Consider the following 24,445-nt stretch of genomic DNA (forward strand, 5'->3'; position numbering starts at 1 on the left):
AAACGCGGTTTTGAAGCCCCGGCTGCAGCGATGCAGTCGGGGCTTTTTTACGTGGGCTTAGGGTTTTGGCTGCATCCGGCGCCGTCGCGGTGGACGGCCCGAAGGCGAGCCTTTGCCGCGTCGCTTCCTCAGGCGCGGCAAGTTGACGGTCAGCGTTTCCGAAATGCCGACGAGCTTGGCGCGCCGTACCACTTCATAGCGGACCTCGACGCATCCGCTTTCGTAGTCCGCCAAGGTTTCATTGTTGAGGTACTGAACCAGGCGAGGGCCTTTGCGGCCTTCTACCTTGCCAATGGTGGTGTAGAAGGTGTTGTGGCCCCAGCGCAGCTTCAGGTGATCCCCGAACCACAGCTTCGGTGAGCGCGGGATATTGATGTAGATGCCCACGTGCAGCTGTGCGTCGGTCGGGCCTTCGGGGTCGGCACCGGTGATGAAAGGCGCTTCGAATACCGGCGCCGGAGGCGGGTGCTTCATCTCGTGATGCCAGGGAAATCCCGGGGCATTCTGAAGCTGGCCGGCGTAGACCAACGCCTGTTCAGCCGCACTCTTGCCCGCGGGCGGTATTGCCTGCAGATCTTCGTAGAGCGGAATTGAACTCTTGTCGGGTGATTTGCCTTTCTTCCTGCGGGTCGTTCTCGGGTTAGGCAGTGTTACCTTGTTATCGTTATCGGACTCATTGGGCTGTGAACAGTGAGGCGGCTGGATATCCGTTTCATCTTCCATTGGAACTCCTTGATCAGATCGCTAGTGCGAGGATTACAGGATTGGGTGTTGGCGCTTGCTTGTAGGACTGCGGCGCTGCACATGCCTATGATCGATTCGAAAAATAGGACTGTCAAACAAGCGAAGTGCATGGGATTGCATGGCTTCTCCGAAAAAAATTCGTGGTTGAATATATTTTTGATATGTGAATTCGGCGCTTTTCACGGTGTTTTTCAGCGATTTAAATAATTATGTATCGCGCGTAGTCTATAAAATTTTGATAGTCCATCAGACGCTTCCTACGGAGATGTAGGTTCTGTGGAATCGAGATGCCAAAAAATAATTTAAATTATTTTTTGCTGGCAATTTTGTTGACAAAACCTCCACGCATTAGCGTGGAGGTGGTTCCTTTTGGTATTCAGTTGAATAGCGGGAAAGCTGGTTACAATTTAAGTGAAACCAGGGTCGGCAGGCTGGTGATGGATGCATTCCCGGCCCGGTCGGTAACGACGTACTCGATGGACACGGTTTCGGCTGCATGGGTTAGCAGGTCTTCGCGGCTGAAAGCGATTTCGACGGGCCGGAGGGTGAGCTCATCCGTCTCGACCAGATGGGACGGGCCTTCAACGCCGTTGAGTAATGTCTGGATGACATCGCCCGGTTCCATGCCGGCGTAGCCAGGGAGGAGGCCAATGAGTTGATCGCCGAAGGTGGCGGTGGGGAAGATGAGGGGAGCGAGGAGGGTGGCGCCGGGTTTGGTACGGTCGACTATTAATCTAATTGTCGGGGAGTAATCAGATACTTGCGTATTGGGGCTGGTTGTTTTGTAGCCCAGCGCGTAAGTGCCCTCATGATCGAGCAAGGCTTCATCAAGGAAAACCGTAATCATATCTCCCGCCCGATCGTCTGTTGTGATTACTCGAATGTCGCCGAGAGGTACATCATCCAGCACCAACTGAAAGTAATATCCAGGTTCGGCTGCTTCCCACACTTGCACTTCAACCGGGAGCGGGTTCTCGAGCGCCGAGATGTAGAGCAGACCGTCTTCAGGGTGAGCCATAGGCACAATTGGGGGAGGCAGAGGGATTGGGTATTTCAAAATCGCTTCAGTCATAACAAAACTCCATCAAGCACACCCCTCCACTTCCATCCGCAGAAAGAGTGCACATTAAATTAATTATCCAGATCAACAAATACTCCACCCGTGGTGGTATCTATTTATCGTCTTTCAATAATCAACTAATAGAGGTCGACAAATCCTGTCAACAGCCAAACCCCTGCTCCAAACCAAAAAAAGCTTCCCCAAATGATTTTCAGAAATGTCCTACTTAAACCCCAACACAAACAAAAAGGCCCCGGCAGACAATCTGCCGGGGCCTTCGCATAACCCACCAATCACTCAGCGGTTGAAGCGCTCCACCAAGGAGTATTGCGTGTGAGCAGTTTGGGTCAGTTCGGCACTGAGCGTGGCAGAGCGACGGGCTTCGTCGGAGGTCTGGTCCGCCAGGTGCGCGATGGTGCTGATGTTGCGGCTGACCTCTTCTGCCACCGAGCTTTGCTCTTCGGTGGCGGCGGCGATCTGCGTGGTCATGTCGGTAATGTTGGCCACTGCGTCGCTGATGCCTACCAACGCCCTGTCGGCTTCCATGACCTGCTCGACGCCTTCTTCGGCCTGGCGCCGGCCTGTGTTCATGGTCTGAACCGCGTTGGTAGCCGTCTGTTGCAGCTGGGCGATGAGGGCGTGGATCTGGCCGGTCGACTCGGTGGTGCGTTGCGCCAGTTGGCGGACTTCATCGGCGACGACAGCAAAGCCGCGACCCATTTCGCCCGCGCGGGCAGCTTCGATGGCGGCGTTAAGGGCCAACAGGTTGGTCTGGTCGGCGATGCCTTTGATGACATCGACAACGCCACCGATCTCGTCGCTGTCTTTCGCGAGCTGAGTCACGGTCAGGCCGGTTTCGCCCACCGAAGCCGAGAGACGCTGGATGGCTTCGCGGGTGTCGCTGGCGATCTCGCGGCCGCGACGGGTCAGTTCGTTGGCCTGTTGCGTGGCGTCAGCGGTGCGCTGCACGTGATTGGCCACTTCCTGGGTGGTCGCGGCCATCTGGTTGACAGCGGTGGCGACCTGTTCGGTTTCGACGCGCTGACGTTCCAGGCCGGTGGAGCTGGCCTGCGCGAGGGTGTCGGACTGACGGGCCTGGTCGTTGAGGTGTTCGGCGGTGTCCTGCAGGCGGGTGAGGCAGGTCTTGAGACGCGCTTCCTGGCTGAGGATCGACATCTCCAGCCGCGCCTGTGCGCCGCGACTGTCGGTGTACATCTGCGCGATCAACGGGTCGGAGGTGGTTTGCTCGGCCAGACGCAGCAGGCGCTTGAGGCCACGCTGTTGCCAGCTCAACCCCAGCAGGCCAAGCGGTACGGACACTGCGGCGGCGAGCAGGAAGCCCCAATGGGAATTCAGCCACACGCCAATCAAAAAGCTCACCTGGCTCACCAGGATGAACGGCAGCCAGTCCTGCAACAGCGGCAGCCACTTGTCACGACTTGGCACCGCACTTTTGCCGCTGTTCAGGCGTTTGTAGAGCGCTTCGGCCCGACGCACCTGTTCAGCGGTCGGCTTGATGCGCACGGACTCGAAGCCCACAACCTGTTTGTTCTCGAAGACCGGCGTGACGTAAGCGTTGACCCAATAGTGGTCGCCGTTCTTGCAGCGGTTCTTGACGATCCCCATCCACGGCTGGCCCTGCTTGAGGGTGGCCCACATGTGTTCGAATACCGCCGTCGGCACGTCCGGATGGCGCACGGTGTTGTGCGGCGACTTGATCAATTCATCTTGGGAAAAACCGCTGATTTCAATGAAGGCGTCGTTGCAATAGGTGATGACGCCGCGCGCATCGGTGGTGGAGATCAACCGTTGCTGCGCCGGGAAGGTCCGTTCGCGTTGAGTGATGGGCTGGTTATTTCGCATGAGCTATTCGATCCAGGAAGGCTGTGAAGAGTTATCGGCCCGAAGCGAAAAAAATTAAGCTTTTGTGAACTGCGTCATAGGTTGGGTGTCGCGGGCGGTCGCTTCAGCGATCGAACATCGCATAGGTGAACAGGCTGAAATGCAGCAGGTTCAGGCCGAAGTGGGTGAGCACGGCAGCGGGCAGGCCGCCCAGTCGATAGGCAACGCCATAACCCACACCTGCGAGGCCCGCCAGAAGCGCCCATTCCCAGCCAGCACCGATGTGCGCAAGACCGAACAGCAGCGAGGCTGTCCCGATGGCCAGGGCGTCGTGGCAGGGCAAGTGTTGCAGCCATCTTTTCAGGCTGCCTTGCAGGTAACCGCGAAAGAGCAGTTCCTCGGTCAGCGCGACCAATAGCAGGTTGTTCAGCGCCCAGATGCCCGTTTGCTCGGGCCACTTAGGCGACCAGCCGACGAGGCCCATCAGCAGCGCCGTTGATAGACACGCTGCGGCGGTGACGGGCAAGGCGATGCTGGTGACGCCCAGCCAGCGTCGGGGACTGAATGCGATAAACACCCAGGGGCAGGCGATGGCGATCCAGAAGCCGATAAGGGGCTTGTCGAGATTCAGGTACATCGAATACGGCGCGGCCTCGGGGCTGAGGCGCACGCCGGCAATCGCCCTTGCGCTGAGGAAACCGGGCAGCCAGTGACTGGCCAGCCCCGCTGCCATGGCAATAAACAGGGCGTGGCCGAAGAGGCGCACGGCGCGGTGCTGGAAATGGCTGACGCAGATGCCGGCCATGATCAGCAGTCCGAACGTGATGACCACGGGAACGCTGAGCTGGCCGTAAAGCAGCGCCAGGCAGTAGCCGAGAGAGAGCAGGAGGAGGGAAGTCCAGCGTTGCACCGACATGAAGTCGTCCTTGGGTGTCGGAATAGGCTGGCGATTTTAACGTTGATTAAACGCGTGTGTATGTCGGATCAACGGGGAGCGGGTCCGATTGTTTCGTGGATGCAGGGCGAAGGTCGTGTAGGGCGTTTCTGATAACAAGGGATTTGGGTTAGACGCTGGCAATTTGCGGTGAGGCAGACGACGCCTTCCCGGCTAAAGCCGGTCCCACTAAAAGCGCGCGGTGTGCCCGTAGGACCGGCTTCAGCCGGGAAGAGGCCAGTGTGAACACCATAAGATTTTGGGAGAGGCAGACAACGCCTTCCCGGCTAAAGCCGGTCCCACTAACAGCACGCGATGTGCCCGTAGGACCGGCTTCAGCCGGGAAGAGGCCGGTTTGAGCACCATTGATATTGCGTTGTGGCATCTGACGCCTTCCCGGCTAAAGCCGGTCCCACTGACAGCGAGACCGGCTTCAGCCGGGATGAGGTTCAGGACGCAATCAACTGCCGCAGCACGTAATGCAGAATCCCTCCCGCCTTGAAGTACTCCACTTCATTCAGGGTATCGATCCGGCACAGCACGTTGATGTTTTCCTGCTGCCCGTCCTCCCGGGTGATCTGCACCGCCAGGCTCATGCCCGGTTGCAGCGTGGCGCCGGTGAGCCCGGTGATGTTCAGCACTTCCTTGCCGGTCAGGCCCAGGGTTTTGCGGCTTTCGCCTGCCTTGAACTGCAGCGGCAGGACACCCATGCCGACCAGATTGGACCGGTGAATGCGCTCGAAGCTCTCGGCGATGACTGCCTTGACGCCCAGCAGATTCGTGCCTTTCGCCGCCCAGTCGCGACTGGAGCCCGTGCCGTATTCCTGACCGGCAATGACCACCAGCGGCGTGCCTTCTTCCTGATAACGCATGGCCGCGTCATAGATCGGCAGCTTCTCGTCGGTGGGCACGTGCAGCGTGTAGCCGCCTTCTTCACCGCCGAGCATTTCGTTGCGAATGCGGATGTTGGCGAAGGTGCCGCGCATCATCACTTCATGGTTGCCGCGCCGCGAGCCGTAGGAGTTGAAGTCCTTGTATTCCACGCCCTTGCTGCGCAGATAACGCCCGGCCGGGCTGTCGAGTTTGATGTTGCCCGCGGGGGAGATGTGGTCGGTGGTCACCGAGTCGCCCAGCACCGCCAGCACGCGAGCCTGCTGCACGTCGGCGATGACTGGCAGCGGGCCGGCGACGTCCTCGAAAAACGGCGGGTGCTGAATGTACGTCGAGTCCGGCTGCCAGACGTAGGTCGCCGCCTCGGGCACCTCAATGGCCTGCCACTGCTCGTCACCGGCAAACACCTCGGCGTATTCCTTGTGAAACATGCTGGTGCTGACGTTCAAGACCGCCTCGGCGATTTCCTGCTGGGTTGGCCAGATATCGCGCAGGTACACCGGCTGGCCGTCGCTGCCTTCGCCCAGGGGTTCGCTGCTCAGGTCGGTGCGCACGGTGCCGGCCAAGGCGTAAGCGACCACCAGCGGCGGCGAGGCCAGCCAGTTGGTTTTCACCAGCGGGTGCACGCGGCCTTCGAAATTGCGGTTGCCCGACAGCACCGACGCAACGGTCAGGTCCGACTGCTGAATGGCCTTTTCGATCGGGTCAGGAAGCGGCCCCGAGTTGCCGATGCAGGTGGTGCAGCCATAGCCCACCAGGTCGAAGCCCAACTGATCGAGATAGTGGGTGAGACCAGCCGCGTTGTAGTAGTCGGTCACCACCTTCGAGCCCGGCGCCAGCGAACTCTTCACCCACGGTTTGCGCTGCAGGCCTTTCTCCACGGCTTTTTTCGCCAGCAGCCCTGCCGCCATCATCACGCTGGGGTTGGAGGTGTTGGTGCAGGACGTGATCGCCGCAATGACCACCGCGCCGTTCCTCAGGCGATAGGTCTGGCCGTTATATTCATACTCAGCCTCGCCCACCTGCGCGGCGTTGCCCACCGCGACACCGCCGCCGCCTTCGCTTTCCAGTCGGCCTTCTTCGTGTTTGCTCGGGCTGACCGCCAGGCCCAGGAAGTCGCTGAAGGCCTTGGACACATCGGGAAGGGCGACGCGGTCTTGCGGACGTTTTGGCCCCGCAAGGCTGGCCACGACAGAGCCCATGTCCAACTCCAGCGCATCGGTGAACGCCGGTTCCTGACCGGGCAGGCGCCACAGGCCCTGGGCCTTGCAATAGGCCTCAACCAATTGCACCGTTTCGTCCGGACGGCCCGACAGGCGCAGGTAATCCAGCGTGACGTCGTCGACTGGGAAGAACCCGCACGTCGCGCCGTATTCCGGGGCCATGTTGGCAATGGTGGCCCGATCCGCCAGCGGCAAGTCTGCGAGCCCATCGCCATAAAATTCGACGAACTTACCGACCACGCCTTTCTTGCGCAGCATTTGCGTCACGGTCAGCACCAGGTCAGTGGCGGTGATGCCTTCGCGCAGTTTGCCGGTGAGCTTGAAGCCGATGACTTCCGGAATCAGCATCGACACCGGTTGGCCGAGCATGGCCGCTTCCGCCTCGATACCGCCAACTCCCCAGCCCAGTACGCCGAGGCCGTTGATCATTGTGGTGTGGGAATCGGTACCGACCAGCGTATCCGGGAAGGCGTAGGTGCGGCCGTCTTCTTCCTTGGTCCACACGGTGCGGCCGAGGTATTCCAGGTTGACCTGGTGGCAGATCCCGGTGCCCGGCGGCACCACGCTGAAGTTATCGAACGCATTCTGGCCCCAGCGCAGGAACGCGTAACGCTCACCGTTGCGCTGCATCTCGATGTCGACGTTCTCGCCGAAGGCCTTGTCGTCGCCGAAGCGGTCGACCATGACCGAGTGATCGATGACCAGATCCACCGGCGACAACGGGTTGATGCGCTGAGGATCGCCACCGGCCTTGGCCACGGCGGCGCGCATGGCGGCGAGGTCAACCACCGCCGGCACGCCGGTGAAATCCTGCATCAGCACGCGGGCGGGGCGGTACTGGATTTCCCGATGGGATTTGCGCTCGACCAGCCAGTCGGCGAGGGCCTTGAGGTCGTCGCCGGTCACCGTGTGGTTGTCTTCCCAGCGCAGCAGGTTTTCCAGCAGCACCTTGAGCGACATCGGCAGTTTGTCGAGATCGCCCAGCGTGCGCGCGGCATCCGGGAGGCTGAAGTAGTGGTAGGTCTTGTTGCTGACTTCGAGGGTTTTGAGGCTTTTCAGGCTATCGAGGGAGGGCATGACTGACTCCTTGACGGTCCGTGCAGTACGCGCGGACGGGCGATCGACGGTAAGACGGGTCTTGCTTCGGCGCTCTGGGCGGCGCCTTCAAATGATCGTTGAGTAGTACTGGACCCGCCGGCTGAGCCAGTGGTTCCTGATTCGGCTATCATGCGCCGCTTTCGAGTCATTGAGGTTAATCCTCATGTACAGCTTGCGCCGCGACCTGATTCGTGGCGCGCGAGGAGACCGTCCCGTGAACACCCTTTTCATGCATTGCCGCCCCGGCTTCGAAAGCGAGGTCTGCTCGGAACTCAGCGAGCACGCCGCCCGCCTTGAGGTGTCCGGCTACGCCAAGGCCAAGACCGACGCCGCCTTTGCCGAATTCATCTGCACCGAGGCCCACGGCGCGGAGCGGCTGATGAACAGCCTGAAGTTCCGCGAGCTGATTTTTCCCCGGCAGTGGGCCCGTGGCGTGTTTGTCCAGCTTCCCGAAACCGACCGCATCAGCGTGATCCTCGAGCACATGGCCGGGTATGCGCCGTGCGGCAGCCTGTGGCTGGAAGTGGTCGACACCAACGACGGCAAGGAGCTTTCGACCTTCTGCCGCAAGTTCGAAGCGCCGTTGCGCAAGGCGCTGGAGAAGGCTGGCAAACTGGTCGACAACCCGAGCCTGCCGCGTTTGCTGCTGACGTTCAAAAGCGGGCGCGAAGTGTTCCTCGGGCTGGCTGACGCGGACAACTCGGCGATGTGGCCCATGGGCATTCCGCGCCTGAAATTTCCCCGGGAAGCGCCGAGCCGCTCCACCCTCAAGCTCGAAGAGGCCTGGCACCACTTCATCCCCCGGGATCAGTGGGACGAGCGCCTGTCGGGCGACATGACCGGCGTCGACCTCGGTGCAGCACCCGGTGGCTGGACCTATCAGCTGGTGCGGCGCGGCATGCTGGTCACCGCCATCGATAACGGACCGATGGCCGAAAGCCTGATGGACACCGGGCTGGTGCAGCACTTGATGGCGGACGGATTCACCTTCAAGCCGCGTCAGCCGGTGGACTGGATGGTCTGCGACATCGTCGAGAAGCCCGCACGCAACGCCGCGCTGCTGGAAACCTGGCTGGGCGAAGGTCTGTGCCGCGAGGCCGTGGTCAATCTGAAGTTGCCGATGAAACAGCGCTACGCCGAAGTGCGACGCCTGCTGGAGCGCATCGAAGACGGCTTCAAGGCGCGCGGCGTCAAGGTCTCGATTGGTTGCAAGCAGCTTTACCACGACCGCGAAGAAGTGACCTGCCATCTGCGGCGGCTGGACATGAAACGCAAGGGCTGACGTCGGCTTGAATCCGCTGCCACGCTGTCCATAATCAGCGGTGCGCGCCTGCGGGGCGAAGAGAAGGGGAGACGCAATGAGCGCTGCACACAATGGACCTGACGCCGACATCCTCATCGTCGGCGGTGGCCTCAGCGGCACGATGCTGGCGGTGCAGCTGCTGCGCCTGCCGGGGCAACGGCGCATCGTCATCGTCGAATCACGCAGCGAGTTGGGCCGGGGTGAGGCCTACAGCGCCACCGAGCTGGGCCACACGCTGAATGGCAACGCCGCGCGCATGAGCGTCGACCCGGACGATATCGACGATCTGACCCGCTGGCTGACCGACTACATCGCCGCCGGCGGCTGGCCGGAGTCTGATCAGCAGCACGTGCCGGTGGCCGAGCTGTTTCCGCCGCGCGGGATCTTCGGTCTGTACGTTCAGCAGCGCCTGGACGAGGCCCGGGTGATCGGCGAGCGCTGCGGTTCGACCGTCGACCACGTGCGCGGCGAAGTCACCGACCTGCAGACTGACGCAGCCGGCATACGCCTGACCCTCGCCAACGGTGAGCACCTGACCGGCCGCTTCGGCGTACTGGCGACGGGCATGTTCGCCGCCGCGCGCACGCCCCAGCGCGATTCAAACGCCCTTAATGCCGCCGCTGTTGATCCGTGGGACGTCAACGCCATGGGCCAGCTCGACCCCCAGGGCCGCGTGCTGATCATCGGCTCGGGCCTGACCATGGTCGACGCCGTGGTGTCCCTTGAGCAAGCCGGTCACCGTGGGCCCATCGACGTGTTTTCCCGCCACGGCCTGCTGCCCCACGTGCGCCGTCAGCCGCCAACGTGGCCGGACTTCCTCGCCGCCGACCCGAACATTCGCAGTACCCGGCAACTGGTCAGGGTTTTGCGCGAGCAGTGCGCGCAGGCGGCGGAGCAGGGCATCGACTGGCAGGCGCCGCTCGACACCGTGCGCGTGCATATTCCACGGCTGTGGAGTCAGGCCTCTGACCTGCAGCGCCGCCAATTCGTACGCCATGTCCGTCCGTGGTGGGAAAGCCATCACCACCGCTCGCCGCCGCCCAGCGCGCACTTGCTGGACCGGCTGATCGACGAAGGGCGCCTGCACATCCACGCCGCCTCGTTGCTCAGCGTTGAGGGCGCCGAGGCCGGACAGGTCTCCATCAGCGTTCGCTATCGCGGCCAGGACACGGCCAGCAAAGAGAGCGGCGCAGCGCTGATTAACTCGACCGGCATTCAATACGACTGGCGCCGGGTCGACCGTGCCCTCCCGCGCAATCTGCTGGCGCGCGGCCTGATTCAGCCGGGGCCGCTGGCGCTGGGGATTGCCGCCGATGCGGGGGGCGCGGTCATGGACGCCGAAGGGCGTGCCTCAACGCGGCTTTATGCCATGGGCCCGCCCTTGCGTGGTCTGTGGTGGGAAAGCACCGCCGTAACCGACGTGGCGTTGCAGGCCAAAGCGCTGGCGGCACGATTGGCGGCGTTGAGCACCGTACCGTCGTGAAGCCGCAGGAAATTGTGTCGACCACGACACAATTTCCGCAACCCCTCCTAAAGCACGCTCCGAACGAGCCGAAAGCCCGTTATCGACCCGGTAAGACCGCCCGCTTTTCATCAAGAGGCGACAGGGACGTCAGCGAGTGCACAGGGCTATGGAGGCCATCGTTCATGTTGAGCTTGAGTTTCAGAAATCCTGCGGAGGCAGCACTGCTGCTGCTGCCGCCCTCCGTCGTGTCCACTTCTACAGCCGCCGACGACGCAAGTCAGACCGCCAGCGCCGCCGAGCAGGTGCGCCAGGGTATCGAAGTGCTGCTCTCGCCGGACGCGCAGAGGGTGCCGAAGAAGGGTGACAAGAACGCCGACATCGACGCCACCCACTTGCCTGACCGGATCAAGGAGCAGCTCAAGCTGATCCGCTCGATTCAGGAGCGCATTGCCAAGCGCATGCAGGACATGCAGGCGTTCATGAGCGACCGGTCGCTCTCGCCCCGCGCCCGGGAGGGCAAAATGCGCCAGTTGCAGATGGAAATCATGGCCATGACCAACTCGCTCATTCAGGCCACCAACCAGCTCAATCAAGCGATGCAGCAGATGCATCTGTCACTGGCGGACCAGACGTTGGCCGGCACCCTGGTCAGTCCGCAGAACCTTCAATCCTGATCCAGCAGGCGCGGCCCGGCGCCTTGCTCGCTCAGGCTGTCGCCGAAGTTGCGCAGCGGGCAGGCCTCCATCGACAGGCAGCCGCAACCGATGCAGCCATTGAGTTGGTCGCGCAGGGCGGTGAGGCGGTTGATGCGTTCATCCAGATCGGTTTTCCAGCGCTCGGATAACCGGGTCCAGTCGTCAAGGCTGGGCGGTCGGTCCTGAGGCAGGGTCTGCAGCGCGGTCTGGATGGTCGCCAGCGGAATGCCCAGGCGCTGGGCGGTTTTGATCAAGGCCACCCGACGCAGCACGTCCCTGGGGTAGCGACGCTGATTGCCGGCGTTGCGCTGGCTGCTGATCAGGCCTTTGGCTTCGTAAAAGCGCAGCGCGGTGATGGCCACGCCGCTGCGGGCGGACAGCTGGCCGACGGTGAGTTCCCGGGCGATGGGCGGGATGTCCTGGGTAAGCATGCAATCTTCCTGTGTGCCGAACGACGCTTGACCTCCAGTTAACTGGAGGTTTTATCCTGCGCAGCATCCCTTGGCCGGACCGGCTTGGCAAGTGGGGCACCGGCGCAAGAAACGTAGGGGGCCATACCGGTTCGCGCAGCATCCTGTTCAGCAACAACCGTCATCTGTGGAGAACGTTCATGACACCAGCAGCCGCTACTCTTCCGTTCAGTCAGTTCGTTGAGTTCGCCGTCGATCCGCAGCATCAGGCCGGGCTGGTCAGTGCGCTCAACGAGCGTTTCGAGCAGTTTACGCGCACCTACCCAGGCTTTGTCCGCGCCAGCGTGCAGGTCAGTGAAGACCGTCAGCGGGTGTTGAGCCATGTGCAATGGCTATCGAAGACCGACTGTGAGCGTGCGTTCAAAAACGCCGAGCAGGGCGAAGGGGACATGTGGGAGTTGATTCGGCGCCACCGGGCCACGTCGATGATCTTCAACGCGTACGAAGTGGCAGGGGAAATCGTAGGACCGCGTCAGGGGTGAGCGCAGTCCTACAGGTTGCATCGCTGAGGGATCATACCGACAAATGCAGCATCTGCTCACCCTGGGTCTGTTCACCGGGACGGCGCTTGTTGACGGCCAGTTCGCCGATCTTGATCAGCCGCGCGCGCACGACGTTGCGACTCAACCCCAGCAATTGCGCGGTGTGCACCTGGTTGTAGTGGCTGAAGCGATAGGCCGCGCGCAACAGGGCGTCTTCGACCTTCTCGTGCAGCGCGCCGGCCTGCTCCTCGAACAGACGCTGGAACGCCCGGGCCAGCAGGGCGTCGGTGGAATCGTCGACGGCGGGGGCTGAATCTTCCTGGCGCTCAAGGCGCAGGTTCGACAGGCGCAGATCGCTGGACTGAATCACGCCGTTGCGGCAGATCAGCAGGGTGTGGTGAATGACGTTTTCCAGCTCGCGGATATTCCCCGGCCAGCCGTAGGTGCGCAGCTTGTGCTCGGCATCCGCGCTGATCTGAATCGGTCCGCAACCCAGACGCTGGCTGTAGACGTCGATGAAGTGCCGGCTCAGCGGCATGATGTCGCCCGGCCGTTCGCGCAGCGTGCTCAGCTCCAGATTGACGACGTTCAGGCGATAGAACAGGTCCTCGCGGAAGTGCCCGGCGTTGATCGCGCGTTCCAGTTGCACGTTGGTCGCGGCCAGCACCCGCACGTTGATCGGCGTGCTTTTGCGCGAACCCAGCCGCACCACTTCGCGCTCCTGCAGGACGCGCAGCAGCTTGACCTGAATCGCCAGGGGCAGATCGCCGATTTCGTCGAGAAACAGCGTGCCGCCGTTGGCTTCTTCGAACCAGCCGGCCTTGGCGGTGAGGGCGCCGGTGAACGCGCCTTTTTCCTGGCCGAACAGCTCGGCTTCCACCAGCGATTCTGAAAACGCACCGCAGTTGACGGCCACGAACGGCTGGTGACGACGGCTGCTCAGGTTGTGAATGTGCCGCGCCACCAGCTCTTTGCCGGTGCCGGTTTCGCCGATGATCAGCACGCTGGCATCGCTGGGCGCGACTTGTTCAATGTGGGCCAGCAGCGCCTGGGACCTCGGGTCCTCGAACACCTGCGCGGTGGCGCGGATCGAAGTGGCCAGGGCCGGCGAGGGCGGTAGGGTCAATAGCTGCATGGGGATCACTTGTGGTTGGAACGGTAAGCTGGCTGTCATGAAGGACTCCTTGTCGCGATGGCCGTTGTCGCGCTGGCAGATCAACCGCTTCCCACATGCTGCGCGGGCGCGCAGCAGGCGGTTGTTTTCCAGGGGGGGCGGTGAAACTTACTTCTGCGGCGGCAAGTCGTTGGCAATCATCTCGCCGAACGGGCCGGTGAGGTTGGTGATGCCGCGGCCTGCGAGGCTCCGATACGGCTCGGGCAACAGCGGGAACACCAGCTCGGCGAAGCGATAGGCTTCTTCCAGGTGCGGGTAGCCGGAGAAGATGAAGCTTTCGATGCCCAGGTCCGCGTATTCCTTGATGCGTGCGGCGACTTCCTGGGGATTGCCCACCAGCGCTGTGCCCGCACCGCCCCGTACCAGGCCGACGCCGGCCCACAGGTTCGGGGCGATTTCCAGGTTGTCGCGACGACCGTCGTGCAGCGCGGCCATGCGGCGCTGGCCTTCGGAGTCGAACCGCGAGAAGGATTTCTGCGCGGCGGCGATGGTTTCGTCGCTGATGTGCTCGATCAGGGTGTCCGCAGCTTTCCAGGCTTCTTCGCTGGTCTCGCGGACGATCACGTGCAGACGGATGCCGAATTTGACGGTCCGACCGTTGCGTGCGGCGCGCTCACGCACATCCGCCAGTTTCTCGGCCACGGCGGCAGGGGGCTCGCCCCAGGTGAGATAAACGTCGACCTGCTCGGCGGCCAGTTCGTGGGCTGCCTCGGAGGAACCACCAAAATACAGCGGCGGATAGGGCTTCTGGATCGGCGGGTACAGGGCTTTGGCGTTCTGCACTCTCAGGTGCTTGCCTTCGAATTCCACGGCTTCGCCCTGCAAGACACGGCGCCAGATCTTCAGGAATTCGTCGGTGACTTCGTAGCGCTCGCTGTGATCGAGGAAGCTGCCGTCGCCACGGTTTTCATCCGGGTCGCCACCGGTCACGACGTTGATCAGCAGGCGTCCACCGGACAAACGATCCAGCGTCGCGGCCATGCGCGCGGAGACGGTCGGAGAAATGATCCCCGGTCGGATCGCCACCAGGTAACGCAAACGCTCGGTCAGCGGCACGAGGGCCGATGCGATCACCCAGGAGTCTTCGCAGGAACGGCCGGTCGGAATCAGCACGCCGTGGTAACCCAGATCATCGGCGGCCTGGGCGACCTGCTTCAGGTAATTGAGCGTGACCGGGCGCGCGCCCTTGGTCGTGCCCAGGTAATGGCCGTCGCCGTGTGTCGGTAGAAACCAGAAAACATCCATGAGAAATCCTTCGAGCGGAATCGGTGGGCTTGTGACAAGTGCACCCGTTATAAAGGCTCCGATTTATTCCGTAAAAGAACTGAATCCCATATTTTTATAACCGTTAGAGATATGCCCCGGATTTGTACCCTTTGAAGATGCAGCTGACGGGTAAGATCTTGTGGGAGTGAGCTTGCTCACGAGGGAGCCGGAACAACCGCTGCATTCTCGGCGCCTGAAACGCCGTCTTCGTGAGCAAGCTCACTCCCACAAGTCGTGCATTCCACGCGAATCTGCAGTGGGCCTGTCAAACCCGCCTACCTGATTTAGGGCGAGTTACAGACCTGCGCCGGGTCAGAACACCGCGCAAAAAAACAGGCGCCGAAGCGCCTGAAGGAGAGTACGGGAGACTCTTGGACATCAGAAAATCTGGGTGAACAGCCAGTACAGGCTGCCCGACAACAGAATCGCGGCAGGCAGAGTCAGCACCCACGCCATCGCCAGATTGCGCAGGGTGCGCATCTGCAGGCCGGAGCCGTTGGCGACCATGCTGCCGGCCACCCCCGAGGACAGAACGTGGGTGGTCGAGACCGGCAATCCATACATGTCCGCCGCGCCAATGGTCAGCATCGCAACGACTTCAGCCGATGCGCCCTGGGCGTAGGTCAGGTGAGTCTTGCCGATCTTTTCCCCGACCGTGATCACGATGCGTTTCCAGCCCACCATGGTGCCCAGGCCCAACGCGATGGCCACAGCCACCTTGACCCACAGCGGGATGAAGCGCGTCGCGGTATCAATTTGCTCCTTGAACGTGTCGACTTTGGCCTGGGTGTCGGCGTCGAAGTTACCGACCTTGTTCTTGTCCATCACACGGATGGCTTCCGACGTCAGATACATGTCGTTTCGTACGTTGGCGGTGGCCTCGGCGGGCACCTTGGCCAGTGATCCGTAACTGGCGACCTGATCGCCGATCTTGCCGGCCATTACCGCCAGCGCTGGAATCAAGTCAGGCGTGGCCTGCTTGTCGCGGATGTAAGTCGACAGCGTCTGGCGGGAATCGGCCGGCGCGGGCAGCGGCGCCGCTTTGGTCAGGGCCTGTTGAGTAACCTGGGCGACTGCAGCGAATTGCACCGATTGATCGGCCGGCATGGCGCGGTTCAGCGCGTAAGCCATCGGCAGCGTACCCACCAGAATCAGCATGATCAGGCCCATGCCTTTCTGACCGTCGTTCGAGCCGTGGGCGAAGGACACGCCGGTGCAGGTCAGGATCAACAGACCACGAATCCAGATCGGCGGCGGCTTGTTGCCTTCCGGCGCTTTGTACAGCGCGCGATTCTTCACGAACATGCGCAGCGCCATGAGCAACAGCGCGGCGCAGGTGAAGCCCACCAGCGGCGAGAGCAGCAGCGAATAACCGACTTTGGTCGCCTGGGACCAATCCACACCGCTGGTGCCGTCGCGTCCATGCATCAACGCGTTGGCAATGCCGACGCCGATGATCGAACCGATCAGCGTGTGGGAAGACGAGGCCGGCAGACCCAGCCACCAAGTGCCGAGGTTCCACAGGATCGCGGCGATGAGCAGGGCGAAGATCATCGCGTAACCCGCCGATGAACCGACCTGCAGGATTAGTTCGACCGGCAGCAGGGCAATGATACCGAACGCCACCGCGCCGCTGGAAAACAGCACACCCAAGAAGTTGAAGGTTCCCGACCAGACCACGGCGAAGTTCGGTGGCAGGGAGTGGGTGTAAATGACCGTCGCGACAGCATTGGCGGTGTCGTGGAAACCGTTGACGAACTCAAAGCCCAGCGCGATGACCAATGCGACGCCAAGCAGAATGAACGGCGTCCAGGTCAGCACGACGGTACCCAGATCGTCCATGTCTTGCTTGAGGCTGTAGCCGGTATAGAACAGGCCCAATGCCAGCACAACGAAGAAAATCACCATCGTCGTCATGCCAGGCTTGCGCCCGAATTGAGCACTCAGTCCGGGTCCCTGTTGCAGAGAGCCTTGAGCCAGTGTGGGGGTCGCCATGGGGCACAATCCTGTTGATGAGGGATAGTGACCATGATCATTACAAAATGTGACAGAGATGCGACACGGGTCACGTTTTGCGCGGATTTGCTGGGGTTAGGGACCAATGGACACGCCTTAAACGCTGTCGTTAATAATCCCGACTCTTGCGAAACGCCCACCTTCCCGCAATAAACGTAAACGTCGCCACCAGCGCAACCAGCACCCAGAACCCATGGGGATCGGACGCCAGTGGTATACCGCCGACGTTCATGCCGAAGAAACCCGCGACGATGTTGATCGGCAGCGCCAGCACGGTGACGACGGTGAGGGTGAACAGCGTGCGGCTGCTCTGTTCGTTAAGGTTGGCAGCGATTTCTTCCTGCAGCAGTTTGATCCGTTCGCCGAGGGCGGTGAGGTCGCTGATCACCAGCGCCGACTCTTCGGTGGATTGCCGCAGCTCCTGCAAATCCTCCTCCAGCAGCCACTGCGGCGGTCGGTGCAGCAGGCGCATCAGCGAGCCGGGTTCCAGGGCCAGCAGCCGTTGCAGGCGCACCAGCACCCGACGCATGGCGCCCAGTTCCGAGCGGTTGTTGCTCAGGCGTTGGGACAGAAGCTGGTCTTCGATTTTGTCGACGCTGATGCTGGTCTTGCGCATGAACTGGCTCAGCACGTCGCTCTGGTCGCGCAGCAGGTGGGCGAGCAGTTCCAGCGGGGAGCGGAAGGTTTCGCCCTGTTTCACCGACGAGCGCAGCCGGTCCACTGAACGCAACGGCTGATGGCGCGCGGAGATCATCAGGTTGCTGCGCACGCAGACCCACATCGTGGCGATGTCGGTGGAGACGCGGTTGAAGTCGAAGACCACGTCGTTGACCACGGCGAGCAGGGCAGAGTCGACGTGTTCGATGCGCGTGGAGCGCGACCCTTCGTGCAGGGCTTCGAGGAACTCGTCGGGCAGGTCGAGGTTGGTTTTCAGCCAGCGTTCACAGCTGGCGTGGGTCAGGTTCAGGTGCAGCCAGACAAACTCGTCCGGCGCGGTGGGCTGGCGCAGGCATTCAAGCGCCGCCGTCGAATCCAGTTCGCGGCCGGGTTCCTCGGGACGGAAGCGGAACCCGTACAGCAAGCCAAACAGATCGGAGTCCTGATGGTGGGCGATGCGTTGATTCATGAAGGCTCGCAGACGGGAAGTGCCCCGCAGGGCACGAGATCGAAAGCGGCATCATCGCAAGGGGTTTTGACAGTTTTGTGACGGTTTGTGTCGGCCAGTAGTCTTGTTCAGACCATTGACAGGCGCGTCTTGCGCAGGGGCGCCGGCCATGAGGAATCAATCAACAATTCATCCTCGATGGACAGCTCGATCTCAACCGCAGCGGCGTTCAATTCCAGGTGATGGGGCGTGACGGCCTTGGGAATGGCGATCACGCCGTCCTGACGCAGCACCCACGCCAGGCTGATTTGCGCCGGGGTGGCGTCGTGGCGTTCGGCGACTTCAAGGATGGCAGGGTTCATCAGCAAGTTGCCGGCCTGACCGATCGGGCAGTACGCCATCAGCGGCATCCGGGCGGTTTGCATCCAGGGCAGCAGGTCATATTCGATTCCGCGTTCTTCCGGGTTGTACAGCACCTGATTGGTGGCACATCCGCCGCCGAGGCCGAGCTCGTCCAGCTCAAGCAGGTCGGACACGTCGAAGTTGGACACGCCCCAGCGGCCGATCTTGCCCGCTTCGCGCAGACGCTCGAAGGCCTCGACGGTTTCTTCCAGCGGGTACTGACCGGCCCAGTGAAGCAAATACAGATCGATGTAGTCGGTCTTCATGCGCTTGAGGCTGCGCTCGCACGCCGCCGGAATGCCCGCGCGGCTGGCGTTGTGCGGGTAGACCTTGCTCACCAGCATGACCTCGTCGCGGCGCCCGGCAATGGCCTGGCCGACCACTTCCTCGGCGCCGCCTTCGCCGTACATCTCGGCGGTGTCGATCAGCGTCAGGCCCAGATCGATGCCCAGTTGCAGCGCCGAGACCTCCGCCTCGAACTGATGGCGGTCCTCACCCATGTGCCAGGTGCCCTGACCGATAACGGGGACGGTTTTGTCTGCCAGTTCAAGCGTGCGCATCGGGGGTGCCTCCGGGCGGATAGGACTGAATGATTAAAAACTCAGGCAGTGCTGGCCGGCAGGGGTTCAATCGCAAGCGAATGCGCGGTGCGTGAGTGGGACTGCGTATCTACTGTAGGACCGGCTTCAGCCGGGAAGAGGCCGGTATGAACGACATCAATTTTGCGGTGTGACCACCGACGCATTCCCGGCTAAAGCCGGTCCCACAATGGTGTTCCAGCCAGTGCCACTGGATGTACGCGGTCAATTAGTGGGACCGGCTTCAGCCGGGAAGAGGCCAGTCAGAACACCATGCATCTCACTTATGCCCGTTCTCCCAACCCCCACCCAGCGCCAGGAACAGGTCGATCTGTCCCATCGCCACCTGGGTGTTCGCCGCCGCCAGTTGCGCGGTGACGTCGGTGTAGGTGCGGGTGGCTTGCAGGTCGGCGAGGAAGGATTCGCGGCCGGCCAGGAAGAACCGGTGCGTCTGGTCCGCCGCCTGTCGCGCCGACTCCTCGGTTTCCACCAGCGCATCGCGGCGTTGCAGCAGCGCGGTGTACTGGGATAAACCGGTCTGCGCCTCGCGGATGGCGTTGAGCACTACGCCATCAAAATGCGCCAGCGCCGCCTGATTTGACGCTTCGGCGATGTGAATCCGCGCCCGCGCACCATTGGACGGGATGGTCCAGTTGATCACCCCGCCGAAGCCCCAACGATTGGTCGACGGATCACCCAGTTCATCGAGAATCCCCACAGTACCCACCGTCGCGCCGATGCTGATGTCGGGATACAGCTCGCCCGTTGCCACACCAATGGCCGCCGTCGACATCGCCAGTCGGCGTTCAGCCTGGCGCACATCGGGGCGACGCTTGAGCAGCGCGGCGCCATCGCCCACTGGCATGACCTGGGCAATGTGCGGCAGCTCGGCGCATTCAGCCACCCCTTGGGGCAGCTGATTCAGCGGACGGGCAAGGAGCATCGACAGGCGATACAGCGCCGACTTCTGCGCCGCTTCGTAACGCGGCAAGTCAGCACGCAGCGAGCGGAACTGGGTTTGCGAGCGCGTCACCTGGGTTTCATCGCCGCGGCCGGCGTCGCGCAGGCGTTGGGTCAGGCTCAGGCTCTGCTTCTGCAGGTCAAGGGAGTGCAGGGCGATGTTGCGTTCTTCGTTGGCGGCACACACTTGGGTGTACGCACGGACCACATCGGCCACCAGCGTGATGCGTGCCGTGTCGGCAGCGGCCTGGGTCGCGTCGGCGTTGGCCTGGGCGGCTTCGATGCCGCGCTGCAACACGCCAAACAGATCGAACTGGTACGAGGTGGTCAGGCCGACATCGCCGACGTTCGCGACCGGTACTTTTTCCGGCAGCAGATAGGCCTGACCGGCTTCCTGCAAGCGCTGCGCCCCGGCTTTGGCCGTGCCGCTCCAGCCACCGGCCGCATCCGCCTCGCTCATCTGAAAGCGCGCCCGTTGCAGGTTTGCCGCCGCGACGCGCAGGTCAGTGCTCGACACCAGCGCCTGACCCACCAGTTCGTCGAGTTTCGGGTCGTGATACAGCCGCCACCAGTCAGCCGGTACCGGCGCCGACACCACGTTGGACGACGAACCGGCCAGCTCGCCCTGCAAGTCGGGGCGGTTCACGGCGGCTTTATCGGGCAGCGTGTAATCCGGGCCGACCACGGTGCAAGCCGACAGCAGCAAGCCCATGCTCATGCCCACCGTCAGCAGGCGTGCGCGGTGTTTCATTTCGGCGCTCCTGGCTGGACGGGTTGGTCATTTCCCTGAGCATCTGCGCGGGCGTCATCGATGATCGACACCGTCGCCGTGCGCCCGGCAATCATGCGGAAGTCCGCCGGTACTTCATCAAAGGCGATGCGCACCGGAATCCGCTGGGCCAGACGCACCCAGCTGAAAGCCGGATTGACGTTGGGCAGTAGGTTCGAGCCGCTGCTGCGGTCGCGGTCTTCGATCGCCGCGACAATGCTCACCACATGACCACGCAGGCGGGCGTTGTCGCCGATCACGCGGATGTCCACGCCGGAGCCGATGTGAATTCCGTCCAGTTTGGTTTCTTCAAAGTAACCGTCGATGTGGAACGAGTTGCTGTCTACCACCGACAGCACCGGGTGCCCGGCGCTGACGAATTCGCGGTCGCGGGGCGCGCGGTCGTTGAGGTAGCCGTCCACCGGGCTGCGGATCACCGAGCGGTCCAGGTTCAGTTGCGCCGAATCTACCGCGACCTGCGCTTCATTCAGGGCCGACAACGCACGGGTTTCCTTGGACTGGCTTCCTTCCAGCTGCTCGCGGGCGACCAGATTGCCGAGGCTGCGGTTACGACGGTTCTCGCGCTGGGCCTGCTCCCAGGTCTCCTTGCGCTCGGCGACCGTGGCCTGGGCCTGGCGCAGGGCAAGGCGGAAGCGGTCCTGATCGATGGTGAACAGCAACTGGCCTTTCTTGACCAATTGGTTGTCGCTCACCGCGACCTTCTCGATCAGCCCTGAAACGTCCGGCGCGATCTGGATCACGTCGGCGCGGATGTGCCCGTCGCGGGTCCAGGGCGCGTACATGTAATACATCACCATGCGCCAGACGACGATCGCGGCGAGGGTGACAACCAGCAGGGTCAGGACCACGCGGCCCAGCGTCAGAAGAGGTTTTTTCATTTCATCAGGTATCGACTTAGGGTATCCACGACGCCGAGCAGCAGAGCGTATAGACCGACGTTGAACAAAGCCCGGTGCCAGACCAGGCGGTAGAAGCGGGCGCGCGTCAACACGGCGTGCACCACCAGAAAAATCAGGTAAGCGATGCCCATCAGCACCAGAAAGGTCGGCAGGAAAATCCCGCTGATGTCCACATCACCGATCATAACGGCGCTCCATCGATGCCATAGGGCGGTTGTTCTTCCTGCTCGGCGAGCACATCGACGATCTCCACCCCCGGCAGCAGCGCTAGGCGCAAGCCACTGAGGGCGTGCAGCAGATTCATCCGCGCCGCGTCATCCCCCTCACCATTGAAGGTCAGCGCGCGGCGGGCGCGGTCCATGGTCATCAACAGACCTTTGGGCGCCGGCAAACGCTCCCGGGCTTTCAGGCAGGCGCGGAAATGCGCACCGACTTCGGTCGCCACTTGGCGCAGCAACTCGCGCGGCACTGGGTCAACCCGCGGCATATACGCCAGCAAATCCAGCATGTTCAGGGCGACCCGTGCTTCACGCAGCGCGCTGGTGGAATCCTGCGCAGTGATCGCCAGACGCGGAAGATGCTGCATCAGCCGGTCGAGCATGCGCACGCCCATTTGCCGGTGCTCGGCCAAGGTGGCCTCTTCGCTGAGGGAGACGATGTCGCGCCAACTGAAGCGGGTCATGCGCTTGGCCGCCACTTCGGTGCCGAACGGCCTGACGATCAGGGTCCAGACGAAGGCGAACGCCAGACCCGCCGGCCCGGCCAGGTTGGAATTGACGAAGTTGACGAAGTCGGCGTCGTAGGCGCTCTGGATGCTGATAAAGGACGAGGTATTGACGATGGTCAGCAGCGTGCCGAGGTAGAACTTCGGTTGCACGGTAAGGGTGCCAACGCAAATAAACGGCACCGAAAACGCCAGGACCAGCATCGGGAAGTCGTGCAGGTTGGGCAGCACCACGAACAGATAGAGGCTGGCGAAGATCACCGACATCATGGTCCAGAAGAAGAAGCGGTAGATCTGCGGCGCCGGGTCGTCCATCGCCGCGAAGAAGCTGCACGACACCGCCGCCAGCGCCACCGCGCTCGCGCCGTCCTGCCAGCCCAGCATGATCCACAGCACTGACGCGACGATGATGGCGCTGACCGAGGTCGCCACCGAATAAAGCATCATCCCGCGATCGAGAAACGGCGACAGTCGCCCCAGCCGCCAATGGCGGTACACCGCGCGCCATGCCGAGTGATCGTCGGTCTCGATGGCGTGTTGCAGGCTGCGGCAGTCCTGCCACAGGTCGATCCATTCGCGCAGCCGATACAGCGCGTTCGACAGCAGCAGTTGCCGGCGATCGTCGATCTGCGCGGGTGTCGGTTGCAGGCGGTCGAGCTCGGCGTGCAGCGCCTTCCAGTACTTGATCGGCGCGCCTTCGGCGGTCTGCTCGACCCAGTCGCGGCACTCGATCAACAGCGGCGCAAGGTCGGCGACGTGCTCGGGCGAGCGCCGCTCCAGCGCCCAGAGTGCATCGTCCAACGCATCGATGACCGGCAGCAGGTGAATCATCCGGCCGCGCAGTTCCTTGGCATTGCGCACGGTCTGGCGATGGGCGCCTTCGTGGGGCAACTGGCCAATCATCAGTTCCAGGCTGTTGAAGGTGCCGACCATGGCCGTGCGCAGACCGCCAACCGCTTCCGGCGTGGCGCTGCGGGAGAGAAACAGGTCGCTGTAGGCCGAGGCGTCCTTGAACCACTTGCCCATGGCATCGACCAGCACCGGCGCCAGCCGACGTGGCCAGAACATCGCACCGACCACGGCGGCGCAGACGATGCCGAGGAAGATCTCCTCGGTGCGCGAGACGGCGATGTCGAACACCGCCTGCGGGTTGTCGACCACGGGAAAGGAAATCAGCGGCATGGTGTAGCCGGCCAGCATCAGCGCGTAGCTGTTGGCGGTGCGCAAATGCAGGGACAGAAACAGCAGGGTGCCGGTCCACAGCGCAATGACCACCGCCAGCAAAAACGGCGTCTGCACGAACATCGGCACCAGCACCACCGAAGCGGCGGCGCCAAGCAACGTGCCGGCCGCGCGGTACAGCGCCTTGGAACTGGTCGGCGCTACGAACGGGCTGGAGACGATGTACACCGTTGCCATCGCCCAGTAAGGGCGGGGCAGTTCCATCATCAGCGCGATGTACAGCGCCAGCATCGAAGCCGCGAACGTGCGCACGCCGTAGAACCAGTCGCGGCCCGGCGGTACTCCGTCGAAAAAGCCCTTGAACAGGCCGCTCAAGATGACGACTCCGGCGCCATCGGTGTGGCCTGGGCAATGGCGTTGAACACGCGCAACGTCGCCTCAAGATCCGCCGGGTCGACGTGACTGAAGATGTCGCGGCGCAGGCGGATCAGCTCTTCCTCGATGGAATTGGCCAAAGCGCGGCCCTCGTCGGTCAGGCTCAAGGCCTTGGCGCGGCGGTCGGTGGGGTCTTCGGTGCGTTGCACCAGTCCGGCTTTGCACAGCTGATCGAGCAGGCGCACCAGTGACGGGCTTTCCAGCCCGCAGGCCTGGGCCACCGTCACTTGGCGCACGCCCTCACCCAGGCGCGCGATCATCAGCAACGGGCCCGCGCAGGCTTCGCTCACGCCGACGTTCATCAACGTGGTCTGGCAGACGCGGCGCCACTGCCGGGAGGCCGCGACGACGCCGCCGGTGATGCGCATTTGCAGGGTGTCAGGGTTCATGAAAAGGCCATTGGGGCGGTGTGGGTTTGGTTAGGAACTGAATGATTAGGCGCTGCATTATTAGGCTGCTAACTAATAATATCTTGTTACACCCTGGTATCGTCAAATGGAATGTTGGCAGACCTGCCCGGCGGATTGTCGCAGGCGGGCGTGTCCAGATTTTCAGTTGAGCGGGAGGGGCCTGCCAGGCGCTCACGACCGCGGAGCACGATGGAAGAGGGTACGTGTGAAGGAATTTATCGTACCGTCTGTCGGGTGGGTGCTCGCCAGCTGAACTATTTTTTTGAGGGCCGTCTAAGCGTCCTCCAAAAAAATGGC

General features: G+C 62.4%; 20 protein-coding genes. 4 read left to right on the top strand and 16 right to left on the bottom strand.

All coding sequences use genetic code 11. The features are described 5' to 3' along the window. Window positions 1-57: 57 nt before the first annotated feature. From AC07RO_RS11845 to acnA, 5 genes are all read right to left on the bottom strand, one after another. The gene (locus AC07RO_RS11845; RefSeq protein ID WP_495086098.1) at window positions 58-723 is read right to left on the bottom strand and encodes a hypothetical protein; all 666 of its coding nucleotides are present in this window, start codon (window positions 721-723) and stop codon (window positions 58-60) included. Between the two features lie 421 nt (window positions 724-1,144). Further along, window positions 1,145-1,816, bottom strand: coding sequence for a hypothetical protein (locus AC07RO_RS11850; protein ID WP_495086099.1), 672 nt, complete (start codon window positions 1,814-1,816; stop codon window positions 1,145-1,147). A gap of 285 nt (window positions 1,817-2,101) precedes the next feature. Then, window positions 2,102-3,667 carry a methyl-accepting chemotaxis protein gene (locus AC07RO_RS11855; protein WP_495086100.1) on the bottom strand — a complete coding sequence of 522 codons (1,566 nt, stop codon included), beginning with the start codon at window positions 3,665-3,667 and terminating at the stop codon, window positions 2,102-2,104. A 103-nt stretch (window positions 3,668-3,770) separates the two neighbouring features. After that, window positions 3,771-4,562 carry a CPBP family intramembrane glutamic endopeptidase gene (locus AC07RO_RS11860; protein WP_495086101.1) on the bottom strand — a complete coding sequence of 264 codons (792 nt, stop codon included), beginning with the start codon at window positions 4,560-4,562 and terminating at the stop codon, window positions 3,771-3,773. A gap of 467 nt (window positions 4,563-5,029) precedes the next feature. After that, window positions 5,030-7,771, bottom strand: a complete 2,742-nt coding sequence (acnA, locus tag AC07RO_RS11865) for an aconitate hydratase AcnA (RefSeq protein WP_495086102.1) — start codon at window positions 7,769-7,771, stop codon at window positions 5,030-5,032. Window positions 7,772-8,006: 235 nt separating this feature from the next. On the opposite strand from acnA, the gene rlmM reads away from it, so the two are divergent. From rlmM to AC07RO_RS11880, 3 genes are all read left to right on the top strand, one after another. Then, window positions 8,007-9,074: a 23S rRNA (cytidine(2498)-2'-O)-methyltransferase RlmM gene (gene rlmM, locus AC07RO_RS11870; protein WP_495086103.1), complete on the top strand. Its 1,068-nt coding sequence runs from the start codon at window positions 8,007-8,009 to the stop codon at window positions 9,072-9,074. 76 nt (window positions 9,075-9,150) lie between these two features. Next, complete coding sequence (locus AC07RO_RS11875) at window positions 9,151-10,578, top strand: FAD/NAD(P)-binding protein (protein WP_495086104.1); 1,428 nt, start codon at window positions 9,151-9,153, stop codon at window positions 10,576-10,578. A 164-nt stretch (window positions 10,579-10,742) separates the two neighbouring features. Beyond that, a complete protein-coding gene (locus AC07RO_RS11880; protein WP_495086105.1) occupies window positions 10,743-11,234 on the top strand; it encodes a hypothetical protein in 492 nt (163 codons plus the stop codon). On the opposite strand, the gene soxR is transcribed toward AC07RO_RS11880, so the two are convergent. Next, window positions 11,225-11,686 carry a redox-sensitive transcriptional activator SoxR gene (gene soxR / locus AC07RO_RS11885; protein WP_192174229.1) on the bottom strand — a complete coding sequence of 154 codons (462 nt, stop codon included), beginning with the start codon at window positions 11,684-11,686 and terminating at the stop codon, window positions 11,225-11,227. The genes AC07RO_RS11880 and soxR overlap by 10 nt on opposite strands. A 179-nt stretch (window positions 11,687-11,865) precedes the next feature. Here soxR and AC07RO_RS11890 point away from each other — a divergent pair, with 179 nt between their 5' ends. After that, the gene (locus AC07RO_RS11890; protein WP_495086106.1) at window positions 11,866-12,207 is read left to right on the top strand and encodes an antibiotic biosynthesis monooxygenase; all 342 of its coding nucleotides are present in this window, start codon (window positions 11,866-11,868) and stop codon (window positions 12,205-12,207) included. Window positions 12,208-12,238: 31 nt separating this feature from the next. On the opposite strand, the gene AC07RO_RS11895 is transcribed toward AC07RO_RS11890, so the two are convergent. From AC07RO_RS11895 to AC07RO_RS11940, 10 genes are all read right to left on the bottom strand, one after another. Then, window positions 12,239-13,342, bottom strand: coding sequence for a sigma-54 interaction domain-containing protein (locus AC07RO_RS11895; RefSeq protein ID WP_192174253.1), 1,104 nt, complete (start codon window positions 13,340-13,342; stop codon window positions 12,239-12,241). A gap of 147 nt (window positions 13,343-13,489) precedes the next feature. Beyond that, on the bottom strand, window positions 13,490-14,626 hold the full coding sequence (gene ssuD, locus AC07RO_RS11900) for an FMNH2-dependent alkanesulfonate monooxygenase (RefSeq protein WP_495086107.1): 1,137 nt from the start codon (window positions 14,624-14,626) through the stop codon (window positions 13,490-13,492). A gap of 399 nt (window positions 14,627-15,025) precedes the next feature. After that, on the bottom strand, window positions 15,026-16,642 hold the full coding sequence (locus AC07RO_RS11905) for an inorganic phosphate transporter (RefSeq protein WP_346628811.1): 1,617 nt from the start codon (window positions 16,640-16,642) through the stop codon (window positions 15,026-15,028). Window positions 16,643-16,772: 130 nt separating this feature from the next. After that, window positions 16,773-17,789: a transporter gene (locus AC07RO_RS11910; protein ID WP_192174233.1), complete on the bottom strand. Its 1,017-nt coding sequence runs from the start codon at window positions 17,787-17,789 to the stop codon at window positions 16,773-16,775. 107 nt (window positions 17,790-17,896) lie between these two features. After that, window positions 17,897-18,730 (bottom strand): aldo/keto reductase, encoded by an 834-nt coding sequence (locus tag AC07RO_RS11915; RefSeq protein ID WP_192174234.1) that lies wholly within the window; start codon window positions 18,728-18,730, stop codon window positions 17,897-17,899. A 298-nt stretch (window positions 18,731-19,028) separates the two neighbouring features. Further along, complete coding sequence (locus AC07RO_RS11920; protein ID WP_495086108.1) at window positions 19,029-20,459, bottom strand: efflux transporter outer membrane subunit; 1,431 nt, start codon at window positions 20,457-20,459, stop codon at window positions 19,029-19,031. Continuing rightward, entirely contained in the window at window positions 20,456-21,376 is a 921-nt protein-coding gene (locus tag AC07RO_RS11925) for an efflux RND transporter periplasmic adaptor subunit (protein WP_495086109.1), read from the bottom strand. Before AC07RO_RS11925 ends, AC07RO_RS11920 begins: the two co-directional genes overlap by 4 nt. Beyond that, window positions 21,373-21,582, bottom strand: a complete 210-nt coding sequence (locus tag AC07RO_RS11930; protein ID WP_065988670.1) for a DUF1656 domain-containing protein — start codon at window positions 21,580-21,582, stop codon at window positions 21,373-21,375. Before AC07RO_RS11930 ends, AC07RO_RS11925 begins: the two co-directional genes overlap by 4 nt. Further along, the gene (locus AC07RO_RS11935; RefSeq protein WP_495086210.1) at window positions 21,579-23,669 is read right to left on the bottom strand and encodes an FUSC family protein; all 2,091 of its coding nucleotides are present in this window, start codon (window positions 23,667-23,669) and stop codon (window positions 21,579-21,581) included. The genes AC07RO_RS11930 and AC07RO_RS11935 overlap by 4 nt, the downstream gene beginning before the upstream one ends. Before the next feature lie 5 nt (window positions 23,670-23,674). Next, window positions 23,675-24,127 (bottom strand): MarR family winged helix-turn-helix transcriptional regulator, encoded by a 453-nt coding sequence (locus tag AC07RO_RS11940; protein ID WP_423573893.1) that lies wholly within the window; start codon window positions 24,125-24,127, stop codon window positions 23,675-23,677. Window positions 24,128-24,445: the final 318 nt, after the last annotated feature.

The sequence above is a fragment of the Pseudomonas sp. GW821-FHT07F05 genome, from assembly GCF_059418765.1.